9 protein-coding genes and 2 pseudogenes are annotated in these 20000 nt (G+C 46.0%); 3 read left to right on the top strand and 8 right to left on the bottom strand.

Annotated elements, in window-relative coordinates:
- Positions 1–3 precede the first annotated feature (3 nt).
- From cobN to P2A85_RS02580, 6 genes and pseudogenes are all read right to left on the bottom strand, one after another.
- Positions 4–3384: pseudogene (gene cobN, locus P2A85_RS02605) on the bottom strand (cobaltochelatase subunit CobN); the annotation flags it as partial.
- A gap of 1134 nt (positions 3385–4518) precedes the next feature.
- Positions 4519–5067 (bottom strand): annotated as a pseudogene (locus P2A85_RS02600) (cobaltochelatase subunit CobN); the annotation flags it as partial.
- A 166-nt stretch (positions 5068–5233) separates the two neighbouring features.
- On the bottom strand, positions 5234–6094 hold the full coding sequence (locus tag P2A85_RS02595; RefSeq protein WP_377477343.1) for an EamA family transporter: 861 nt from the start codon (positions 6092–6094) through the stop codon (positions 5234–5236).
- A complete protein-coding gene (locus P2A85_RS02590) occupies positions 6091–6828 on the bottom strand; it encodes an ABC transporter ATP-binding protein (RefSeq protein WP_377477342.1) in 738 nt (245 codons plus the stop codon). The genes P2A85_RS02595 and P2A85_RS02590 overlap by 4 nt, the downstream gene beginning before the upstream one ends.
- Positions 6829–6987: 159 nt before the next feature.
- A complete protein-coding gene (locus P2A85_RS02585) occupies positions 6988–7800 on the bottom strand; it encodes an ABC transporter ATP-binding protein (protein WP_377477341.1) in 813 nt (270 codons plus the stop codon).
- A 150-nt stretch (positions 7801–7950) separates the two neighbouring features.
- Positions 7951–8178, bottom strand: coding sequence for a DUF4926 domain-containing protein (locus P2A85_RS02580; protein WP_377477340.1), 228 nt, complete (start codon positions 8176–8178; stop codon positions 7951–7953).
- Between the two features lie 364 nt (positions 8179–8542).
- On the opposite strand from P2A85_RS02580, the gene P2A85_RS02575 reads away from it, so the two are divergent.
- The 3 genes from P2A85_RS02575 (at position 8543) to P2A85_RS02565 (ending at position 14531) form a co-directional block, all read left to right on the top strand.
- A complete protein-coding gene (locus P2A85_RS02575) occupies positions 8543–11719 on the top strand; it encodes a sister chromatid cohesion protein PDS5 (RefSeq protein WP_377477339.1) in 3177 nt (1058 codons plus the stop codon).
- A gap of 26 nt (positions 11720–11745) precedes the next feature.
- Positions 11746–12597, top strand: a complete 852-nt coding sequence (locus P2A85_RS02570) for a Uma2 family endonuclease (protein WP_377477338.1) — start codon at positions 11746–11748, stop codon at positions 12595–12597.
- A gap of 65 nt (positions 12598–12662) precedes the next feature.
- Entirely contained in the window at positions 12663–14531 is a 1869-nt protein-coding gene (locus P2A85_RS02565; protein ID WP_377477337.1) for a hypothetical protein, read from the top strand.
- A 303-nt stretch (positions 14532–14834) separates the two neighbouring features.
- Here P2A85_RS02565 and P2A85_RS02560 read toward each other — a convergent pair whose 3' ends face one another.
- The gene (locus tag P2A85_RS02560; protein ID WP_377477335.1) at positions 14835–16841 is read right to left on the bottom strand and encodes a chromosome partitioning protein ParA; all 2007 of its coding nucleotides are present in this window, start codon (positions 16839–16841) and stop codon (positions 14835–14837) included.
- Between the two features lie 40 nt (positions 16842–16881).
- Positions 16882–19887, bottom strand: a complete 3006-nt coding sequence (locus P2A85_RS02555) for a peptidase domain-containing ABC transporter (RefSeq protein ID WP_377477334.1) — start codon at positions 19885–19887, stop codon at positions 16882–16884.
- Positions 19888–20000 lie beyond the last annotated feature (113 nt).

The raw sequence follows: 20000 nt of genomic DNA, 5'->3' as shown, positions 1-20000 counted from the left end.
AAATTACTTCGACTCGATGATGGCTTCAGCTTCCAGGGCGATCGATCGCAATTTATCCAGTATATCCTGACTGGCAGACTCCCACAACCCCCGCTGACGAGCTTCTAACAATCTTTCCGCCATATCTCGCAGTGCCCAAGGATTATTTTCCTGAATAAAGCCCTGCACTTTTTCATCAAAAATGTAAGCCTCCGCGATTCCCTCATACATAAAATCCTCAACACAATTAGCCGTAGCATCGTAAGCAAACAAAAAATCAACAGTTGCGGCAATTTCAAACGCACCCTTATAACCATGTCGCATGGCCCCTTCAATCCATTTAGGATTCACAGCCCTGCTGCGATAAACCCGCGCAATTTCTTCCCGCAGTTGTCGCACTTTGGGATTCTCAGGAATTGAATTATCTCCGAAATAAGTTTCAGGATTTTTGCCTTGCAAATTGCGAATTGCCGCCGTCATTCCGCCTTGGAATTGATAATAATCGTCGGAGTCTAAAATGTCGTGTTCGCGGTTGTCTTGGTTTTGCAGAACTATTTGCATTTGGCTGAGGCGTTTTTCAAAGGCTTCCGGTGCAGAACATCCCCATTCACCCCCCCTAGCCCCCCCTTGGTAAGGGGGGGGACAAGAGTTGGATTTATCCTTATTTCCCGATTCACCCCCCCTAGCCCCCCCTTGGTAAGGGGGGGGACAAGAGTTGGAATTAGCCCCCCCTTGATAAGGGGGGGTTGGGGGGGTAGGAGTGGAATTAGCCCCCCCTTGGTAAGGGGGGGTTGGGGGGGTAGGAGTGGAATTAGCCCCCCCTTGGTAAGGGGGGGTTGGGGGGGTACTTGTATAGGCGTAACTGCTCCAATTAATGTAAGCTTTGGCTAAATCGCTGTCATCTGTCCAGTTTTGAGCTTCAATTATGCCTTGAAGTCCCGCGCCGTAAGCACCTGGTTTGGAACCAAAGACGCGAAAGTGCGATCGCAATTCGGCATCTTCCCGACTCAAACCAGTCGATTCCCAATCTTGAATTTCCTGTTTAACTTGTGCTGCTAAAGGATTGCTTTCGGCTGGTTCATCTAAATCTGCCACAGCTTTTACCGCAGAATCAAACAAATCAATTAAATTGAAAAAAGCATCGCGGAAAAAGCCAGAAATTCGCAAAGTAACATCGACTCTGGGCCGTCCCAAAACAGAAATTGGCAAAACTTCAAAATCTACAACCCGGCGCGAAGGGCCATCCCAAACTGGCTGAACTCCGATCAATGCTAGAGCTTCTGCAATGTCATCTCCTCCGGTTCGCATGGTGGATGTTCCCCACACAGACAAGCCCAAAGTTTTGGGATATTCGCCGTTTTCTTGGGTGTATCTTTCGATTAAAGTTTCGGCTGCAACTTTCCCAACTCTCCATGCGGTTTCTGTGGGAATAGCGCGGATATCTACCGAGTAAAAATTGCGGCCTGTCGGTAATACATCGGGGCGGCCGCGGGTGGGTGCCCCTGATGCGCCACTGGGTATGTGGCGGCCATCTAAGCCACGCAATAGGTTAGTAATTTCTTGGTTTGTTTGGAGGAGTGATGGTAAAAGATAGTTATTTATCCAGTTTATTTCTGGTTGTGTTGCTTTTCCTCTTTGGATATTTCCCACCGCAGATGAATGCGGATTAACGCCGATGTTAGCAATTAAATCATCTACTAATTCTGCGGCTTTTTCTTCGACTTCTGCTGTTAAATCGCCTGCGGTGGTTAAGGGGTCGAAATCGTAGCCTGAGTCTTCGGCTAGGGCGCGGGTTAAACCGGATCTTCCTGTGCTAGGATGGCGGGCGATCGCAATTATCAAATCTCTCAATTGTCTGCCTTCCGGGCACTGTCCGAAAATGTGCAATCCGTCGCGAATTTGGGATTCTTTGAGTTCGCAAAGATAGCCATCGGTACGGGTGATAAATTCGGTGAATTCTGATTTATTTAGTTGAATTCCTAAGTCTTTGTCTAAGTTTTCCTTGTTGGTGAGGGCGACAATGCGATCGCGAATCATCGGTAATCGAGACGGATCTAAGCTTTGCGCCTCGCAATATTCGTCGATTAAGGCCTCTAACTGCTGCAAAGGCCCGTAAAGTTCGGCGCGAGTCATGGGCGGGGTCAGGTGGTCGATTATCACGGCTTGCGATCGTCTTTTTGCCTGGGAACCTTCCCCCGGATCGTTGACAATAAACGGATAAAAATTGGGCATTGCGCCTAATGCAACTTCGGGATAACAGTTGCTAGATAAAGCAACACTTTTACCTGGAAGCCATTCTAAATTGCCATGTTTTCCGGCATGAATTATTGCCTGAGAACCAAAATATTGTCGCAACCAATAATAGTAAGCGAGGTAATTGTGAGTAGGTTCTAAATCCGGTGCGTGATAGTTCAAACTAGGGTCAATTTCGTATCCCCGCGACGGTTGAATCCCCACAAACACATTGCCAAACTGAATCCCCGGAATCGGAAACAAGTTCGCAGTCAAAAGTTCAGTTTTTTCTCCCGTTGCTAAGCCCCATCTATTACAAATTCCATCTTGGACTTGCTGTGGCAAAGTTGCGAAATACTCTTGATATTCTGCCAAATCTAAATATTGATTAACCGGGCGCAATTCCCGTCCTTCCGGGTCATTTGTCACACCAGAAGTCAACATTTCAATTAACTCGTTGCCGCTGTTGGGAATATTATCTACTTGATAACCAGCTTGCTGCAAAGCTTTCAGGATTTCCACACAGCTAGCGGGCGTATCCAAGCCGACACCGTTGGCTAATCTGGCGTTGCGGGTGGGATAATTGGCGAGAATGATGGCGATGCGTCTGTTGGCTGGAGGAGTTTGTTTAAGGTTTACCCAGTTTGTAGTTAAATCTGCTACAAATGAAATGCGATCGGCCGCAGCGACATAACCCACAACATCAGTTTCTAATTCGCTATTCCAAGTTTGTACAGCCTTAAAAGAAACCGCCCTCGTAATGATTTTCCCATCCACTTCTGGCAAAGCTACATTCATCGCCACATCGCGGGGTGAAAGTCCTTGCAAGTCACTTTCCCACTCTTGTAAACCACCGCCACTAAATATGGCTTGCAAGACGGGAACATCTAATAATTTTAAAGTATTTTGTTCTGAGTCTGGAGTGTTGAAACCGGAGATTGCAAAACTTGTCGTGTTGAGCAATAATTGAATTTGTTCTCCGTCTTTGGGCTGAAAATACTCCCGCAATTCTACTTGCAAATCTGGTTCACGCAAGGAAGACACAAACACGGGAACTGGTACTAAGTTTCGGTCAGATAATGCTTGACAAAGTGCATCAATTGGTGCCAGATTTGCCGACAAATAATGAGCGCGATAAAATAAGATTCCCACTGTAGGGGCGGTGCCCCCGTGCCCGCCCTCTTCCTGTCCTTTAGCATCTGTTTCCAGCCCCGGAGATACCCCCCAGCCCCCCTTAATAAGGGGGGAGCAAGAAGTGGTCAAAGTCTCGCTTCTTAAGGGGGATTTAGGGGGATCGGCGTCGGTTGGTAAACCCGGAGATACCCCCCAGCCCCCCTTAATAAGGGGGGAGCAAGAAGTGGTCAAAGTCTCGCTTCTTAAGGGGGATTTAGGGGGATCGGCGTCGGTTGGTAAACCCGGAGATACCCCCCAGCCCCCCTTAATAAGGGGGGAGCAAGAAGTGGTCAAAGTCTCGCTTCTTAAGGGGGATTTAGGGGGATCGGCGTCGGTTGGTAAACCCGGAGATACCCCCCAGCCCCCCTTAATAAGGGGGGAGCAAGAAGTGGTCAAAGTCTCGCTTCTTAAGGGGGATTTAGGGGGATCGGCGTCGGTTGGTAAACCCGGAGATACCCCCCAGCCCCCCTTAATAAGGGGGGAGCAAGAAGTGGTCAAAGTCTCGCTTCTTAAGGGGGATTTAGGGGGATCGGCGTCGGTTGGTAAACCCGGAGATACCCCCCAGCTCCCCTTAATAAGGGGGGAGCAAGAAGTGGTCAAATTCTCCCTTTTTAAGGGGGATTTAGGGGGATCGGCGTCGGTTGGTAAACCCGGAGATACCCCCCAGCCCCCCTTAATAAGGGGGGAGCAAGAAGTGGTCAAATTCTCCCTTTTTAAGGGGGATTTAGGGGGCTCACAATCTGGTGGTAAACCCGGAGATCCCCCCCAGCCCCCCTTAATAAGGGGGGAGCAAGAAGTGGTCAAATTCTCCCTTTTTAAGGGGGATTTAGGGGGATCGGCGTCGGTTGGTAAACCCGGAGATACCCCCCAGCCCCCCTTAATAAGGGGGGAGCAAGAAGTGGTCAAATTCTCGCTTCTTAAGGGGGATTTAGGGGGCTCACAATCTGGTGGTAAACCCGGAGATCCCCCCCAGCCCCCCTTAATAAGGGGGGAGCAAGAAGTGGTCAAATTCTCCCTTTTTAAGGGTGATTTAGGGGGATCGGAATCTGGAATCAAAGTCCCCCTTGTTAAGGGGGATTTAGGGGGATCGGAATCTGGTTGAAAAGTTTCAAAACCAGCCCTCGCATTCCCTCCCCAATCATAAATTCCAACGCGGGAAACGGTTTGAGGTAAAGGCGGATTGTAAGCAGTTTTCAAACAAGTATCTGCCGCAAACTTTAGGGCATTAACAAAGTTTTGGACTCCACCTTCTGTGAAGTAGCGCCATAGTTGATTGACTGCTGACAGCGATACATTTGAATGACTGATTAAATCGGGGTCTGGACTGTCCTCACCGGGCATTATAATCAGTTTAGCTTGGGTTTTTTCCACTGTTTCGCGCAGTATTTCCAAGCCATAAGACCAATAGGAACGCCCTCCTAACAACCTTAAAATAATTACCTGGGCGTGTTGTAAAATTTCTTCGGCATAGGTGTCAATGGTTAGTTGTTGCTGCAATTGCAGGAGATTCACCGCGCGCAGTTTGGGGAATTCTGCTGGTAGTTTTGATGCAGCGGCTGCGAGGGTTTGAATATCTGTATCAGCCGCACTAATAAATACGATTGGTGCGGGGGTTTGTTGAATAAAGATTACTCCTTCGGCTTGGGGGTTCCAGCCTCCTGGTGTTGCTGCTAGTTTGTGCATTTAATTTTAAGTTAATTTGGATAAATATATCTTGTGCGATCGCTCTTAGTATAACATGACTTATTTTAAATCCGGTTGGATTAGAATAATTGAACCACAGAGGGCGCAGAATACGCAGAGGAAGAGAAGAGAGAGATGGATGATTTTCTGTTTCCGAGGTTTCTATCTATAAACTGATCACGAAAACTCCGAAAACCATGATGGCTGCGCCTAGTAATCTTTGTTGTATGTCTTTTTCTTTGAAAATAAAGTGACCGAACAATACACCCATTAACACGCTAGTGCGTTTAATTGCTATCACTTGTACTACCAAGGTTAATGTCAAAGCTTGCATTTGACAAAGCACTCCAATAGCATTGAAAAACCCCATAGCTGCTAGCATGGGTAATTGTTTGAGGATTTTGCGGCTGGGATTTGGGGTTTTGTGCAATAAAATTGGGAGTAGCAAGATACTCATTGTACCAAATATAGAAAATATCCAAAAAATCGGGGATGAATTTTTAACTCCTATTTTGTCAAAATTTGAAGTAATACTCCACAGGAATGCTACCATTAACATCAATTTCGGTCCTGGTTCTTTTACCAGTGCTTTGAAGGGGGCTAAATATCCCTGGGATTTATCTTTGATATTGAGTAAGTAAGAGCCTGATACGATTAGAAAAATGCCAATATAATCAAAAAGTTTGGGATATTCACCAACAATTAAGGGTGAAGTTAGCAACATGAATAGCGGTGTCAAAGCTACCAGGGGTACTGTCAGGGATAAATCTGATACTTTGATGGCTTTGATGTAGAGTAGGGCTGTGACAGCATTGATGCTACCTCCGATTAATAGGGCGACCCAAAATTGAGAGTTTAATGCCGGAATTCCTGTATAAATTACCCAGGGAGTCAAAGAGATGACTGAAAAGAATGAGAGGGACCAAGCGACGACATATTCGTCACTTTTTTTGAGATTTTGTTTGCCAAAAACGTCTTTGACGGCTTCAAAGAATGCGGTAAAAATTCCTAAAATTAACCAAGTCAACCTAAGTATGCCCTCCTCACTCGCTCGTCCTTTAGCAAATCTGATGCCAGGCCTGTGAGAGTAATGTTACCAGCTTCTAGTACATAACCTCGATCGGCAATTTGCAATGCTAAACTGGCGTTTTGTTCGACCAAGAGAATTGTAACGCCTGTGGAGCGCAAATGTTGAATAATCCCAAAGATTTCTTTGACTATGGCGGGGGCTAAACCCAAACTGGGTTCGTCTAATAGTAGCAGTTTTGGGCGCGACATCAACGCGCGGGCGATCGCCAACATTTGCTGTTCCCCACCGCTGAGGGTTCCCGATAATTGATTGCGGCGTTCTGCTAACCTGGGAAAGAGTTTAAATTGGTAGTCTAAATCTGCTTTTATGGCCGCAGAGTCCGATCGCACATAGGCCCCTAATTCTAAGTTTACCAACACCGTTTGCTGCGCCAAAACCCTTCTCCCTTCTGGGCTATGGGCAATTCCGAGTTTGACAACTTCGTGGGCTTGGCGGCGGGTAATATCGCGCCCGTTATAGATAATTTGCCCTTGGTGCAAATTAACTATTTTGGAAATAGCCCTGAGTGTGGTACTTTTCCCCGCACCATTGGCACCGATGAGGCTGACAACTTCGCCTGCATTAATTGTGAGATTAATATTTTGCAGGGCTTGAATTCCGCCATAATTTACAGAAAGGTTTTTGAGTTCTAAGAGGATATTTTGAGTGGTTTTAGGTGGGGTTTCGTGCATTTTTTGTAACTTGATATGTTGATAATCTTACTCGTTCCCAGGCTCTGCCTGGTAACGCAGATCCAGAGGCTCTGCCTCGATTTCGCCTGTTACCAAACGAGGCAGAGCCTCTAGATATCGGTTCCCAGGCAGAGCCTGGGAACCAGTGAAACTGTTTATCTATTTTTCATCTCCCAAATAAGCTTCAATTACAGCAGGATCATTCCTGACAATCGCAGGTTCTCCCAAGGCAATAAGCTGACCGAAATGCAGCACGGCAATTCGATCGCACAATCCCATCACCAGCGGTACGTGATGCTCGATCAATATTACAGTTAAATTGAACTTTTGGCGCACTTCTCGGATAAATTCACTTAATTTGTGCTTTTCATTCGGATTCATCCCCGCCGCAGGTTCATCTAACAGCAATATTTGCGGTTCTAGGGCTAAAGCGCGGGCAATTTCCAAACGTCTTTGGTCGCCGTAGGGTAGGTTTTTGGCTTGTTCCTGCGCCCGATCGCCCAAACCGACCAAATCCAACAATTCCAACGCTTTTGCGTGGGTTTCGCGCTCCATAGCGTTAGATTCTGGTAAGCCGAAAATCCCCGATAGTAGCGATAATACCGGATTTCCAGAGCGACTGTGGATGTGTCGGGCGATCGCCACATTCTCCAACACAGAAAGTTCCCCAAACAACCGAATATTTTGAAAGGTTCTGGCAATACCTTTGTTCGCAATTTGATAAGGCTTGAATTGGGAAATATCCTCATTTTGATAAATCAATTTACCGCTGTTGCTGGGTATCAGTCCAGTCATTAAATTAAATAGAGTAGTCTTTCCCGCGCCGTTAGGGCCGATCAATCCAAATATTTCGTTTTTTTCAACTGTAAAAGATACGTTATTCACGGCAATTAAACCGCCAAAACGGCGAGTCAATCCTTGTGCTGATAAAACCGGATTGCTTTTTGAGAGAGTTAGGGGTTCTGAAATCATTGAATATGATAAAATAGAGATTATCTAATTATGCCTTATACTTCGGCAAACACAAATAAATGCTATCATGTCATTGTGAGGAACGAAGCAATTCGCTTGCGCCTTGGAATTGCTTCGTTCCTTTCGCTGTAAAACGGTTGTTATGCCGCATTATACAGTCACCATTTGAGGCTGGATATCGGGGGATGCTGGCTCAAAACGCAGTACCATTATTTGCTCTGGACGCAACCCGACAGACTCGTAAGTTCGTCCATTGCGATCGCTAAATTCAACTTCAAATGCAGCACCATCCGCTAGCATCTCAACTATCGTCCCAACCTGCCCGCGCCACAAATTGTACTGGGGAAGGTCAACCGTCAGGGCTACAACATCTAGCAACTTGCTTGTACTATTTATTATGTTTATTACCTCCACTAATTACAAAGGATAACAGGTCGTTAATTTGGGAGTTTCTGACCCGCGCTCAACGATCCAGCCACTCCGAAGGGTTGCATTTCTATTTTGCCATTCAATTCTAGGTGTTGCTGAATTTAGGTATGATTCACTCGCGATAGTAATCCCTGAAGTAGGGGCAATTCATGAATTGCCCCTACTTACTGGCAATTCATGAATTGCCCCTACTCTAAATTTTGACTGACAAGCACAAATTTAGATCCCGAACTCTGGAAACCAATTTGATGAGAATGTAGATACAATTATTCAAATGGCTGAGACGGCTCATCAAATACAAGGATTCTGGCCCATGACGAAGCACTACCGACAAAGATTAGTTGCCGTAATTGCCCTCTCGTTTCTATCTTTCACATCGCCTTTGCTGTTGATTCGCAATGCTACGGCTGAAAATTTGAGCACATCCAAGGCTAATCCCAAAGAAATTGCCTCCCTCATTGAGAAGTTAAAGAGCAACGATGAAAGGGAAATTGATGCAGCTATTGAGAAGTTAGTAAAAATAGGTGAACCAGCCATACCGGCTTTGATTGAAGCCTTGCGGGATAAGAATTTAGTAGTCCGTCAGAGTGCTGCCCAGGTTTTGCAACGATTTGGTACCTCTGCTATTCCTGCTCTTGTCAAAGCCTCGAAAGACTCAGATGTGCGGGTACGTCGTCGCGCTGCTGCTTTGCTAAACAACATGACTTACGGGAGCAGTTTAGTATCATCAGAAGCTAAAAATGTTATGCCACAGCTAATTTCCCTGCTTAAGGACTCCGATCCAGATGTGCGTAGCAGTGTAGCTCCTTTTTTGGGGAGAATCAGTCAAGAAACTAAAACAGTTATCCCGCAGCTAATTCCTTTGCTTAAAGACTCCGATGCAGGTGTGCGTAGCAGTGTGGCAGAAGCTTTGACAATCGGTGAAGAAACTGAAACAGTTATGCCACAGCTAATTCCTTTGCTTAAAGACTCCGATGCAGGTGTGCGTAGCCGTGCAGCCTCTGCTTTGGGGAAAATCGGTGCGGCAGCTAAAAGTGCTGTGCCACAGCTAGTTTCCCTGCTTAAAGACTCCGATGCAGGTGTGCGTAGCAGTGCAGCCTCTGCTTTGGGGAAAATCGGTGCAGAAGCTAAAAATGTTGTGCCACAGCTACTTCCCCTGCTTAAAGACTCCGATGCCAATGTGCGTAGCAGTGCATCTGAGTCTTTGGGGAATATCGGTGCAGAAGCTAAAAATGTTGTGCCACAGCTACTTCCCCTGCTTAAAGACTCCGATCCAGATGTGCGTCGGAGTGCAGTCTCTGTTTTGGAGAGTATGGGTGCAGAAGCTAAAACTGCACTGCCACAGCTAGTTCCCCTGCTTAAAGACTCCGATGCAAATGTGCGTAGCAATGCAGCCTCTGTTTTGGGGAGTATGGGTGCAGAAGCTAAAATTGCTGTACCGCAGCTAGTTCCCCTGCTTAAAGACTCAAATCCAGATGTGCGTCGGAGTGCAGTCTCTGTTTTGGGGAGTATGGGTGCAGAAGCTAAAACTGCTGTACCGCAGCTAATTCCCCTACTTAAAGACTCCGATCAATATATGCGTAACTACGCCGCCGATGCTTTGGGGAGTATGGGTGCAGAAGCTAAAACTGCTGTGTCGCAGCTAATTCCCCTGCTTAAAGACTCCGATTTATATGTGCGTAGAAGTGCCACCTATGCCTTGGTGAGAATTGCTCTTAGCCTTCAATCAAAGGCAAAGACGCTAACCCCATCAGAGTTGAATCAGGCTGTATCAAACCTAGAATCAGCCTTAAAAATTTTGGAACAGTCTAAGCCTGAACGTCGTGATGAGTTCTATTTACACTCTTCAGACTCAAAAACAAATATCGCAAATCTCCGTATATACATCAATGTTCTCAAAGCCGAACAAAACGCCAAGTTATTCAAATTAATTAGCCAGAATCAATGGGTAGCAGCAGCAATAATTTACCTAATCTTCTTCCCCTCCCTGTGGTTTGCAATCCTCCGGCTGCGTCCCTTATGGCTGCTGCGAATCAACAACGCACTCAAACCCTACGAATTCAAACTACCTGAAACATTGGGCGGTGCTCCAGTGCGAACTCGCGACCTTACCTTTTTCAGTTGTTTTCTTTACCGTCCCAGAGTCCTAGATGCCTGGGTTTCAGCCCATATCAAAACAGTTCGCGAACAATTTTCCACAAACGAAACAGTCAAAAACCGCGCTACTTACATCCCAGTTGCTTTTGAATTAGACGACAAAAAAGTACCTGAACTCAGGCGCGAAGATTTGCAATCAATTTTCACCAAAAAGCGAATTTGTCTGCTCATATGGGGTGAAGGCGGTATCGGCAAAACTAGCATCGCTTGTCAAATTGCAGATAGGGCAATGGCAGCAGATAAAAGCAAACGCCTCTGCAAACACCTGATGATTCCAATTCTGATCGAAGAACTAGAAAGTGAATTTCTCGCAGCCAAACATCCGTTCTTGGAAGCCATAAGCGGTCAGCTAAAATCTATCAGCAACCATCCTACCTCCATTGAGCGAGAACTGCTGCAACACTTGCTGCAACAGCGCCGTATCCTGGTAATTACCGACCATTTTTCAGAAATGGCAGAAACAACTCAAAAGGAAATCAACCCTAATTCTTCCGATTTCCCCGTCAATGCTTTGGTTGTGACTTCGCGACTTGATTCAACAATGCGTAACGTCCCCAAAACAACGATTCACCCGCTGCGAATAGAAGGTTCTGAGCTATCAGCTTTCATGGAAAAATACTTGGATAAGCTAGGGAAACTGCATCTTTTCAACGGTTCGCAATTTCATTATGTCTGCGGCGATTTGGCTAAACTTTTAGAAGAAATCAGAATTCAAGGCAGAAGTACAACTGTATTGTTTGCCAAACTGTACGCAGATGTATTAATCGCTAAAATGGAAGGAGTCAAAGATCAAAATTTACCTCAAAACATACCAGATTTGATGCTGGAGTACGTGAAGCAACTCAACCGGGATGTGGCAGAGAATAAATTGACAAATCGTACCGTTTACGAAGATGCTCAATTGCTGGCTTGGGAATGCTTGAAACTAACTTATCGACCCGCTAGCACGAAGATTAAAGATGCCATCAATGCGCTATCTATCTTAAATTCACAAAATGCAGAGCAACGCCTCAACTATCTCGAAGACAAACTCCACCTCCTGCAAACGAATCTTCCCAGCCAAGAGAATGTCCGCTTTGTACTTGACCCCGTAGCCGAGTATTTAGCAGGCTTGCATTTAGTAGAGACTTATGATGACAATGAAAGTAAGTGGCGCGATTTTCTAATAGATGCCGACTTTCTGAATGCACCAGAGGCAATTAAAGGTTTTATGTTTGCAGTTCGCGATTGTTATTTAGCCAAGATTCCCGGTGCAAAAGATACTGACTTTCTGCCACAAGAGATCGCATCGCGCTATAATGTAACAATTACCGCAGTGCCTGTATCTCCTTAACATCTCCCAGGGATAATTGTATAACAATGTACATACCAGATTCGCAATCTTCCCAAGCAAAAGTGCTGCCGACGATGTACGATCTACCTAGTGAAGACCCGGAGGAACCCGGTTTGCCTGACGAATATCATCGGTGGCAAGCACAACTTTTGTGCGATAGCTGCATTCCTCCTAATTATCCAGCCGATCGCCTATTTTCGGCCAGCGATCTCAATCTATATTACGACTCCAACCATCCCAATTGGTACAAAAGACCCGATTGGTATTTAGTTGTGGGCGTTTCGAGGTTTTACCAAGACAGAGACTTGCGCCAAAGTTACGTGATTTGGGATGAAGCAGTCAATCCTTTAATCGCGATCGAATTTCTGTCACCAAGTACGGAAGATGAAGATTTGGGGCTGACAGAATCAGAACCAAACAAACCTCCGACTAAGTGGGAAGTTTACGAGAGAATTTTGAAGATTCCCTATTACTTTGTGTTTAGCAAATACAACAACCAATTGAGAGTGTTTCGCTTAATTGGCAACCGTTACCGCGAACAAATATTAACAGGTTCTCGATTTTGGATACCGGAAATTCAGTTGAGTTTGGGTTTGTGGCAAGGTGCTTTCCTGCAAAATGAAAGGTTGTGGCTGCGCTGGTACGATCTTAATGGGAATTTGGCTCTGACTCCCGAAGAATTTGCAAGAAAGCAAGCTCAATTGGAAAGTCAACGAGCCGAATTGGAACGCCAACGAGCTGAGTTTGAAAGGCAGCAAGCTGAAATTGAAAGGCAACGTGCTGAATCAGAAAAACAACAAGCTGAATCAGAAAGGGAGCGGGCAAATCGTTTAGCCGATCGCCTCAGAGCAATGGGCATAAATCCAGAGGAGCTGTAAAATTAAATACTAGCGTCAAATGCTGCTAGCACTGTCCATAAAAAATTATTAACAAAACACTACTTATGCCAGAATCTACCTCATTGCGCGATCGCTACTTAGCCCTCATCGACAAAATCGTCGAAATCACCCTCAAGGGTCAAATCCGCTCCAAAGAACAAGTATATCAAATGCTCGTCCAAGACATCGGCACCGGCACCGGCGAAATTTTTGAACGCTGCTTCGGAGAACGCCTAGATGCCACCGAAAACCTGCTTAGGAATGAAAAGGATGAAATCAAACAAGCCAAAGCAAATCGTACTTTCAGAGCGCTAAAAACCATCCAAGGAGAATGGGAACGCTGGCAAAAGGACAACCGAGTTTCTAGTGCGATCGCCTCGGCCATCCAACAAATCCTCACCGCCGAATCCAACACCCGTCTCCTGACATTATTCCAAGTAATCGACCCCAACAAAGAACTTCCCCTGACTCTCGATCAATTGCAGCAATTAGCAAAATCCCTGCACCAACAAATGCTGCAAACTTCCAATCCCGAAACCGAGCGAGACTTGCAGCAAATCACCAGCGGGATTGCCAAAGGTTTAGAATCTTGGCAACGACTGGAACCAGAACTTGTGGGCTGGATTTATCAGCCACAGCAGCTAGGATTTAGCGGTAGTGCCGAACAAAACGGGCCTTGGGCTTTTTGGGCCAAAAAGATGAAAAGTCCGTTTCCTCACGCTCTTTTGCAGACAATTGCGATCGGTGAATCGATCGTTGAATTAGCTGCGAAACAATCGAGTTTAGAATTGGGCGCTTTGGTGGAATTAGCGATTATTTTGCAGTGCTTGCAGCGGGCTTTGGCGACATGGTTTGACAAGCAAGTTTACGATTCCAAAGTGTCAACCAAAGCTTCGATTTCTACTTACATTACTTTTTCGGTAATTTGGAGTCAGTTAGCCAGCGGATTTAACAATTCTACCAAAAGTGGCGAACAGTTAGCAAATGCTTGTTTTCAAGTAACTTTGCAAATTTTGCGGGCTTTTTCTCAGCGAGAATACTTTCCGCTTTACGGTGGGATTTTCGCCTCCTTTGATGGCAAATCTCTGCGTCACACTTTGGAGTATTTGGATGAACCGCTGCGACGGGTTGAAGGTACTCAAGCTAAGGCTCGAATTCTGACGCTTTTGGGTTATTCGATGCGGGCTGTGGGTGCTTATGAGCGATCGATCTTACTGCACAAAGAAGCCCTGGAAATTGCTCGTCTAGAAGATGACAAAGCCTGCGAAGTTGCGAATCTAAATCACATCAGCCGCAACTATGTTTCTCAGAAAAACTATCAGGAAGCGATTAATTACAGTCAGCGGGCTTTAATTATGGCACGACAAGCGGGAGAGCGGCAAGGTGAGGCGAATGCTTTGGCTAATTTGGGTTATAGCGAGGTGTTTCAAGCACGCCAATTGGAGGATGTGGAGCCGGAGGTGTATGAAAGTGCGATCGGCTATTTGGAACAAGGTTTGTTGCTTTCGGAAAGGTTGGGAGATAGGCAAAGTCAAGCTTTTTGTTCCAGCAGTCTGGGGATTGCTAAAATTGCGCTGGAAAATTCCGAAAGTGCGATCGAATATTTGGTCAAAGGTTGGCAAGCGGCCCAATTCTCCGGCGACTTGTATTTACAAGGTCTGAATTTGGCTTATTTAGCTCAAGCTTATTACAGTATCAATGAACTAGACAAAGCTATATTCGCTGGTAGTTTGGGGATGTATACTTTGGAGCAAATTGGGGCGATGGAGTGGCGTCAATCGGCTGGTTTGCTGACTATTTTGCGGGGACAAATGGGCGGTGAGGCTTTTCAGGAGTCTTTGGCTAAGAGTCGAGGAGGTATCATTCCGGCGATCGGAGTTGATGGCTATGATTACATCCCGCAATTGTTGGAAAAATACCAGCAATCTATTTAATACAGCGGGATATGAATTCCCTGTCTAATAGTGACATTCCTCTCAAAGATGACTAATGGTTGAAAATTCTTCTTCTGATATCAAATCCTCTCTTCATTGGAATTATTAAACTCTCTCTTCTCTTCCTTCGCGTCCTACCCTACGGGAACCCCTGCGGGGAACGCGCCTTCGCGGTTAAATCATTCCGATACAACCGGAATTGATATGAGTCCTCTAAAGAGGACTTTTGCTTTGAGGCAGGGGTTTTAACCCCTGCCGGACTATCGGTTTTATAAAAGCCCTGCAATCGCTGAATTGTAGTGGCTACTTAACAGTCTTGAAGGTATCCAATTTGCCAGTAAATCGGTTGATAAACATCTGCAAAACAGTCCGCTTACCAATATTGATATTAGAACTCACTGCCATTCCTGACTGCAAATTAACTTCCACTTGATTGGGCTTGTCCTTGTTCAAAACAAACTTTTGATTTTTGAGCTTAATTGTGGTTTTAAAAGCGTAGTATTTCCGCAGTTCTGTGGGAGCCACAGCATCGCTGCTAATCTCTATCACTTCACCTTCAGCAGTACCAAATTCCATCGCCGGGAAAGCTTCTACATTAACTTCCACAGGCACGCATTGGTATTTAGTCAAACCCAGTTTATCTCTGTTAACTTCCTTCTCAGGACAAGCGCAACTTTTACCTTTTTCGCAGTCAATCTTTTCTCCATCCAATTGTTTGCCGTGATACTGCTCCAATTTTGCCCGCTTCTGTCTCAAAGCATCTAATACCAGGGCTACGTTGCTGTTTTCTAGATAAACATTTGCTTGTAAGCCGTTTTCATCATCCAAAACTTTGAGCAACTTCTCAGTTTGCTGCGCTTCATAATAAGCCTCTTCGCAGCGTTTGGGGCGCGGTTCCCCCGGTTTCAAGACTGAGTTAATAATGGATTGGCAGATCGGATCTTTTGCCAGATCCAATTTAGATTTCTCCTTGGTAGAAGGTTTCAAATCAAAAATCACGCCGGATACTGGGGACTTCAGAACTTGAGTGTTACGGTTTTCCTGTGCCTTTTCTAGTTGAGAATTGATGTCTGATAACTTTTTCAGGTTTTCTACTTTGTACCGACTCAGTTGAGAGTCGCTGCTGGCAATTTGTTTCTGGTTTTCGGAAATTTTAGTATACAGTTCTTTTGCCCAGGAATCCTTGGTGTTTTTCAACTGTTCCTCTGCTCGCTTAATCGATTCTTGAATTCGTTCTTGCTCTCCTCGCTGGCGTTGGATTTCAGCCGTGATTTTTTGGATGTCACCTTGTCTGGCGTTAATCTCACCTCTGCGGGTGTTGATCTCACCTCTGCGGGTATTGATGTCGCCTTTACGGGCATTTATTTCACCTTCGCGCTGCTTGATTTGATCTTGTTGTTTCAGGACATCGCTTTGGCCTCGGAAAACATCTTGCTCCTGTTTTTCTTTTTGGAGTTCAGCGATCGCTCCTGCTTCCACCAGTGGGCCTAGTCTGCTCAAAATACCTTGATTGGACTTGAGCACCTGTTGGGACTTGGCTAACTGTTCGTCGGCTAAGATTTTCTGAGATTCGGCAGATTTTACTTGCTCTTTGGCAGAATCTAATTGCTGCTGAGAATAGTTTAATTGGTTCTGAGCAAAACCCAGTTGTTGCTGGGCGACTGTCATTTGATCGCCTGCTGCTTTTTCGGCATCTTCAGCTTGCTTGAGTTGTTTTTGCAACTCCTGAATTTGTCCTTGGACGGCGGCTGCACGAGACAGAAATTCCGATCGATAATTAACATAAAGCCCTTGCTGAGCTGCATCAAAATTACCGCTGGCTCCTCGGTTCAGGTAGAGTTCGTCAATTAATGCTTGGAGCACTTGATTTTGTGCAGCGATGCTTTGCCTATCTTTGATGGTTGATTCTAGGTTAGAAGGAATCGGACCTTGAATGCTGCCATTAACCACGTCTTGGTAAAATTTATTTTCCTTTTCCAGGGCGTCTTTGGTTTTCTTCAGGGATGTGAAATCGGCACTGGATGCAACGGGGTTAAAAGTAAGCAAAGGCTGGTTTTTTTCTACGCGATCGCCATTTTCGACGTGAACTCTCACCACTGCGCCCGTAGCAGGCGCTTGGATGTCTCTGGCACCATCTTTGAGTTCCAATTGACCGACGGCGGGTACGGATTGTTCGACGCTAGCAAAATAGGCCCAAACTACTGCTGAAGTGGTCATCAGCATGATCATCCACAAAAACAAGCGGGACCAAATCGCTGGTTTTTCTAGAATGACTGGTTGCTCTGAGAGCATTATGGATTTCATTGCCATGGGTTTACTTGTTATTAGTTATTTGGTAATTTTTTGGTTATCAAGTGTTAGATGACTCTTGTTGTTGGAAGAGGCAATAGTAACGCCCTTTAAGACTCATTAATTCTTTATGAGTTCCCTGCTCGACTACAGCACCTTGATCCATCATAATAATCACATCCGCATTTTGGATGGTAGTCAGACGGTGAGTAATGAAAAACACGGTGCGACCCTTAAAAGCTTCTGCTAAGTTATTACAAACTTGGCGTTCGGAATGATAGTCTAGGGCGCTGGTAGCTTCGTCCAAAATCAGCAGTCTGGGGTTTTGCAAGATTGTCCGGGCGATCGCCAAACGTTGCCTTTGACCCCCAGAAAGGGAAGAACCCCGCTCTCCCACTACCGTATTATAGCCAGCGGGTAAACCCATAATAAAATCGTGGGCTACTGCTAGTTTCGCAGCTCGGACAATCTCATCCGTGCTCGCGTCGGGATTGCTCAGAGCAATATTTTCCTGCACCGTACAGTTAAACAACAAAGTATCTTGGAGCACCACCCCAAGTTGGCTGCGGAGGGAATACAATTCCACCTTAGCAATGTCATATCCGTCAATAAAAATCCGACCAGAAAGTGGCGGATAAAGACGCTGCAACAGCTTCATCGCTGTACTCTTACCGGAACCACTTCCCCCCACAATTCCCACAAAACTACCAGGCGGAAATTCCAAATTCACATTGGCCAATTGCAGGGAACCGCTCTCGAGGAATCGGAAAGAAACCTCCTCATAGGCCACCTGTCCTTGAATTGCGGGCATGGGGATGTTACTGCGGTCTTCATCGCTGGTTTCCGTGGGCGTATCGACGACATCCTTAAGCATATCGATCGACATTGACACCTCTTGGAAACTTTGCCAAACGCTGACAAACCTGAGCAATGAACCTGTCACGTTCCCCGAAATAATTCGGAAAGCAATTAACTGACCCAAAGTGATGTCATTTTTCAATACTAAATAAGCTCCCACCCACAACTGAGCTAAGTTACCAACTTGGTTTAAGAAGCTACTAACTGTACCGGCTGTAGTCCCCGTAATAATAGTTTTAAAACTGGCAGTAATGTATTTAGCATAGCGGCTAGACCACTCCCAGCGGGATTTCAATTCAATATTTTGCGCCTTAACAGTTTGAATCCCGCTGACTACTTCTACTAAATAAGATTGAGAGTCAGCAAAACGCATATTTCTTTGTTTAATCAGGCGCAGCACGAGGGGATTGATCAGCACGATCATCAGGGCAAGCACTGGTACGACGGCCAAAGATACTGCCGTTAACTGAACGCTGTAGGAGAGCATCACGGCGACGTAAACCACCGAGAATACTGCATCGAGAACTACTGTCAGGGCTGTACCGGTCATGAATTCCCGAATCTGGCCCATCATGCTAAATTTGTAGACCAAATCTCCCACGCGCCGATTGTCAAAGTAATTTTGAGGAAGCCGGAGTAAGTGGTCGATGACTTCGGCACTTAATTTGACATCTATGCGGTTGGAAGTGTCTATGAACAAGAAGGTACGCAAAGCATTGAGGAGTCCTTCAAACAAGGCAACTCCTAACAGAAATGCTCCTAAAATATCTAGGGTATCAATGCTGCGCTGACCTAATACTTTATCAATAATTACTTGGCTAATTAAGGGATTGGCAAGACCGAATAGTTGCACAAAAAACGAGGCTAGCAACACCTCAATAAATACTGTCTTGTGTTCCATCAACGCCGGCACGAACCACCAGAAGCTGAACTGTTCTTTTTGTTCAACTTGCGGGGCTTGTAGCAGCAGGACTTCTCCTGATTCTCCCCAGACTTCTCTAAACTGAGCTACGCGCTTTCGCATCAGCCCTTCTTCGGGGCTGGCGATGGTTAATTCCTGCTCGGTAATGCTGTAAATAATGGCAAAGCTGTCTTTCCATTTAATCATTACTGGGGCTTTGATGCGGTTGATTGCTTCTGCTGGTACTTGGGCCATTTGAGGTGTCAGGCCGATGCTTTGGGCGATCGCACCACAGGCTTGGATACTGATGGAACCAGCGGTTTTTAACTGATTGTCGAGAACTTTGCGGATGATATCTCGACGAAACTTCATGCCAAAATACTTGCTTAACATCTGGAAGCAAGCTAGTGGCCCGTCTATTTGCCCTCGGCCCCGGAAAACTGGGTATTTAGCAGCATCCTTGGTTTGACCCGATGAGGGTTCTGGGGGACGCGGTGGGGCGATGGTTACTTTGTCAAAGAGACTTTGGTTCTCCAAGTCTCCTGGTTCGATTTCTGTGGGATCGTTTAGGGGATCTGCTTCTGGTGTTGGTGGTGGGGGTTCCCGGAAGCCTACCAAGCGAGTGCCCAGGCGGCCTTCTACTTTTAGGGATTTGGCTTCGCCGTTAAGATGTAAGCGACTGCCGGTGGGAAAGTCGCCCAAGACGCCGCTGCTGACTAGCCAAATGCGATCGCCCTCTAACTCTTTGGCGAGCTCTTGGGTTTTTTTGTTACCATTGGGCAGGTTGATCACTTTCGCATCTTGCCAAGCTTGCACAGTGATGTCCTTGAGGTTAGAGGAAGAATCGGCCTGGCGCTGCAATTCTAGGCTCAACAGTTCAAATACTTCGCTCAAGGAACAATGTTCGCGAAAGGCTTCTCCAAATTGCGGCTGTTTTTCGAGTAAGCTGAGGAAATCTTCGGCTTGTATGACGATCGCAATTACATTTGTAGAGGCGATCGCAGTTTCGCAAGGAACACACCTGAGCAAACCCGCCCAGCCGAGAATTTCCTTGGGCTGTACCAATCGTAAACTGACGTGGCGTTGAGAGCGCTGGTCAAAGCCCAGGAGTCGGGCCTGACCATCATAGATAATTGCCACCTGAGTCGGCATTTTTTCCCGTTCAAACAACGGCTGCCCAGTCCGATAACCTAACAGTTGGCATTTCGCCACCAAAGCGTTGAGTGCCGTCTCCGAGAGTCGGTCAAAAGGGGGAGTTTGAGCCAGGAAATCCTGAATCTGAGATGGGGAAACAGCGGAAGAAGTCATCCGATTTTAGATTTTAGATTTTAGATTTTAGATTGAAAAATTGACTCGCACCCTTTACTGTTTGATGGTGGTCAGGATGCGGAGTTAGTCGATCGAGTCTCCACAGTCCAACG

It is taken from the genome of Microcoleus anatoxicus (assembly GCF_042465725.1).
GTDB classification, from domain to species: Bacteria; Cyanobacteriota; Cyanobacteriia; order Cyanobacteriales; family Microcoleaceae; genus Microcoleus; species Microcoleus anatoxicus.
Note: the sequence above shows the minus strand (reverse complement) of the source record. Positions and strands in the feature narration are given on the sequence as shown.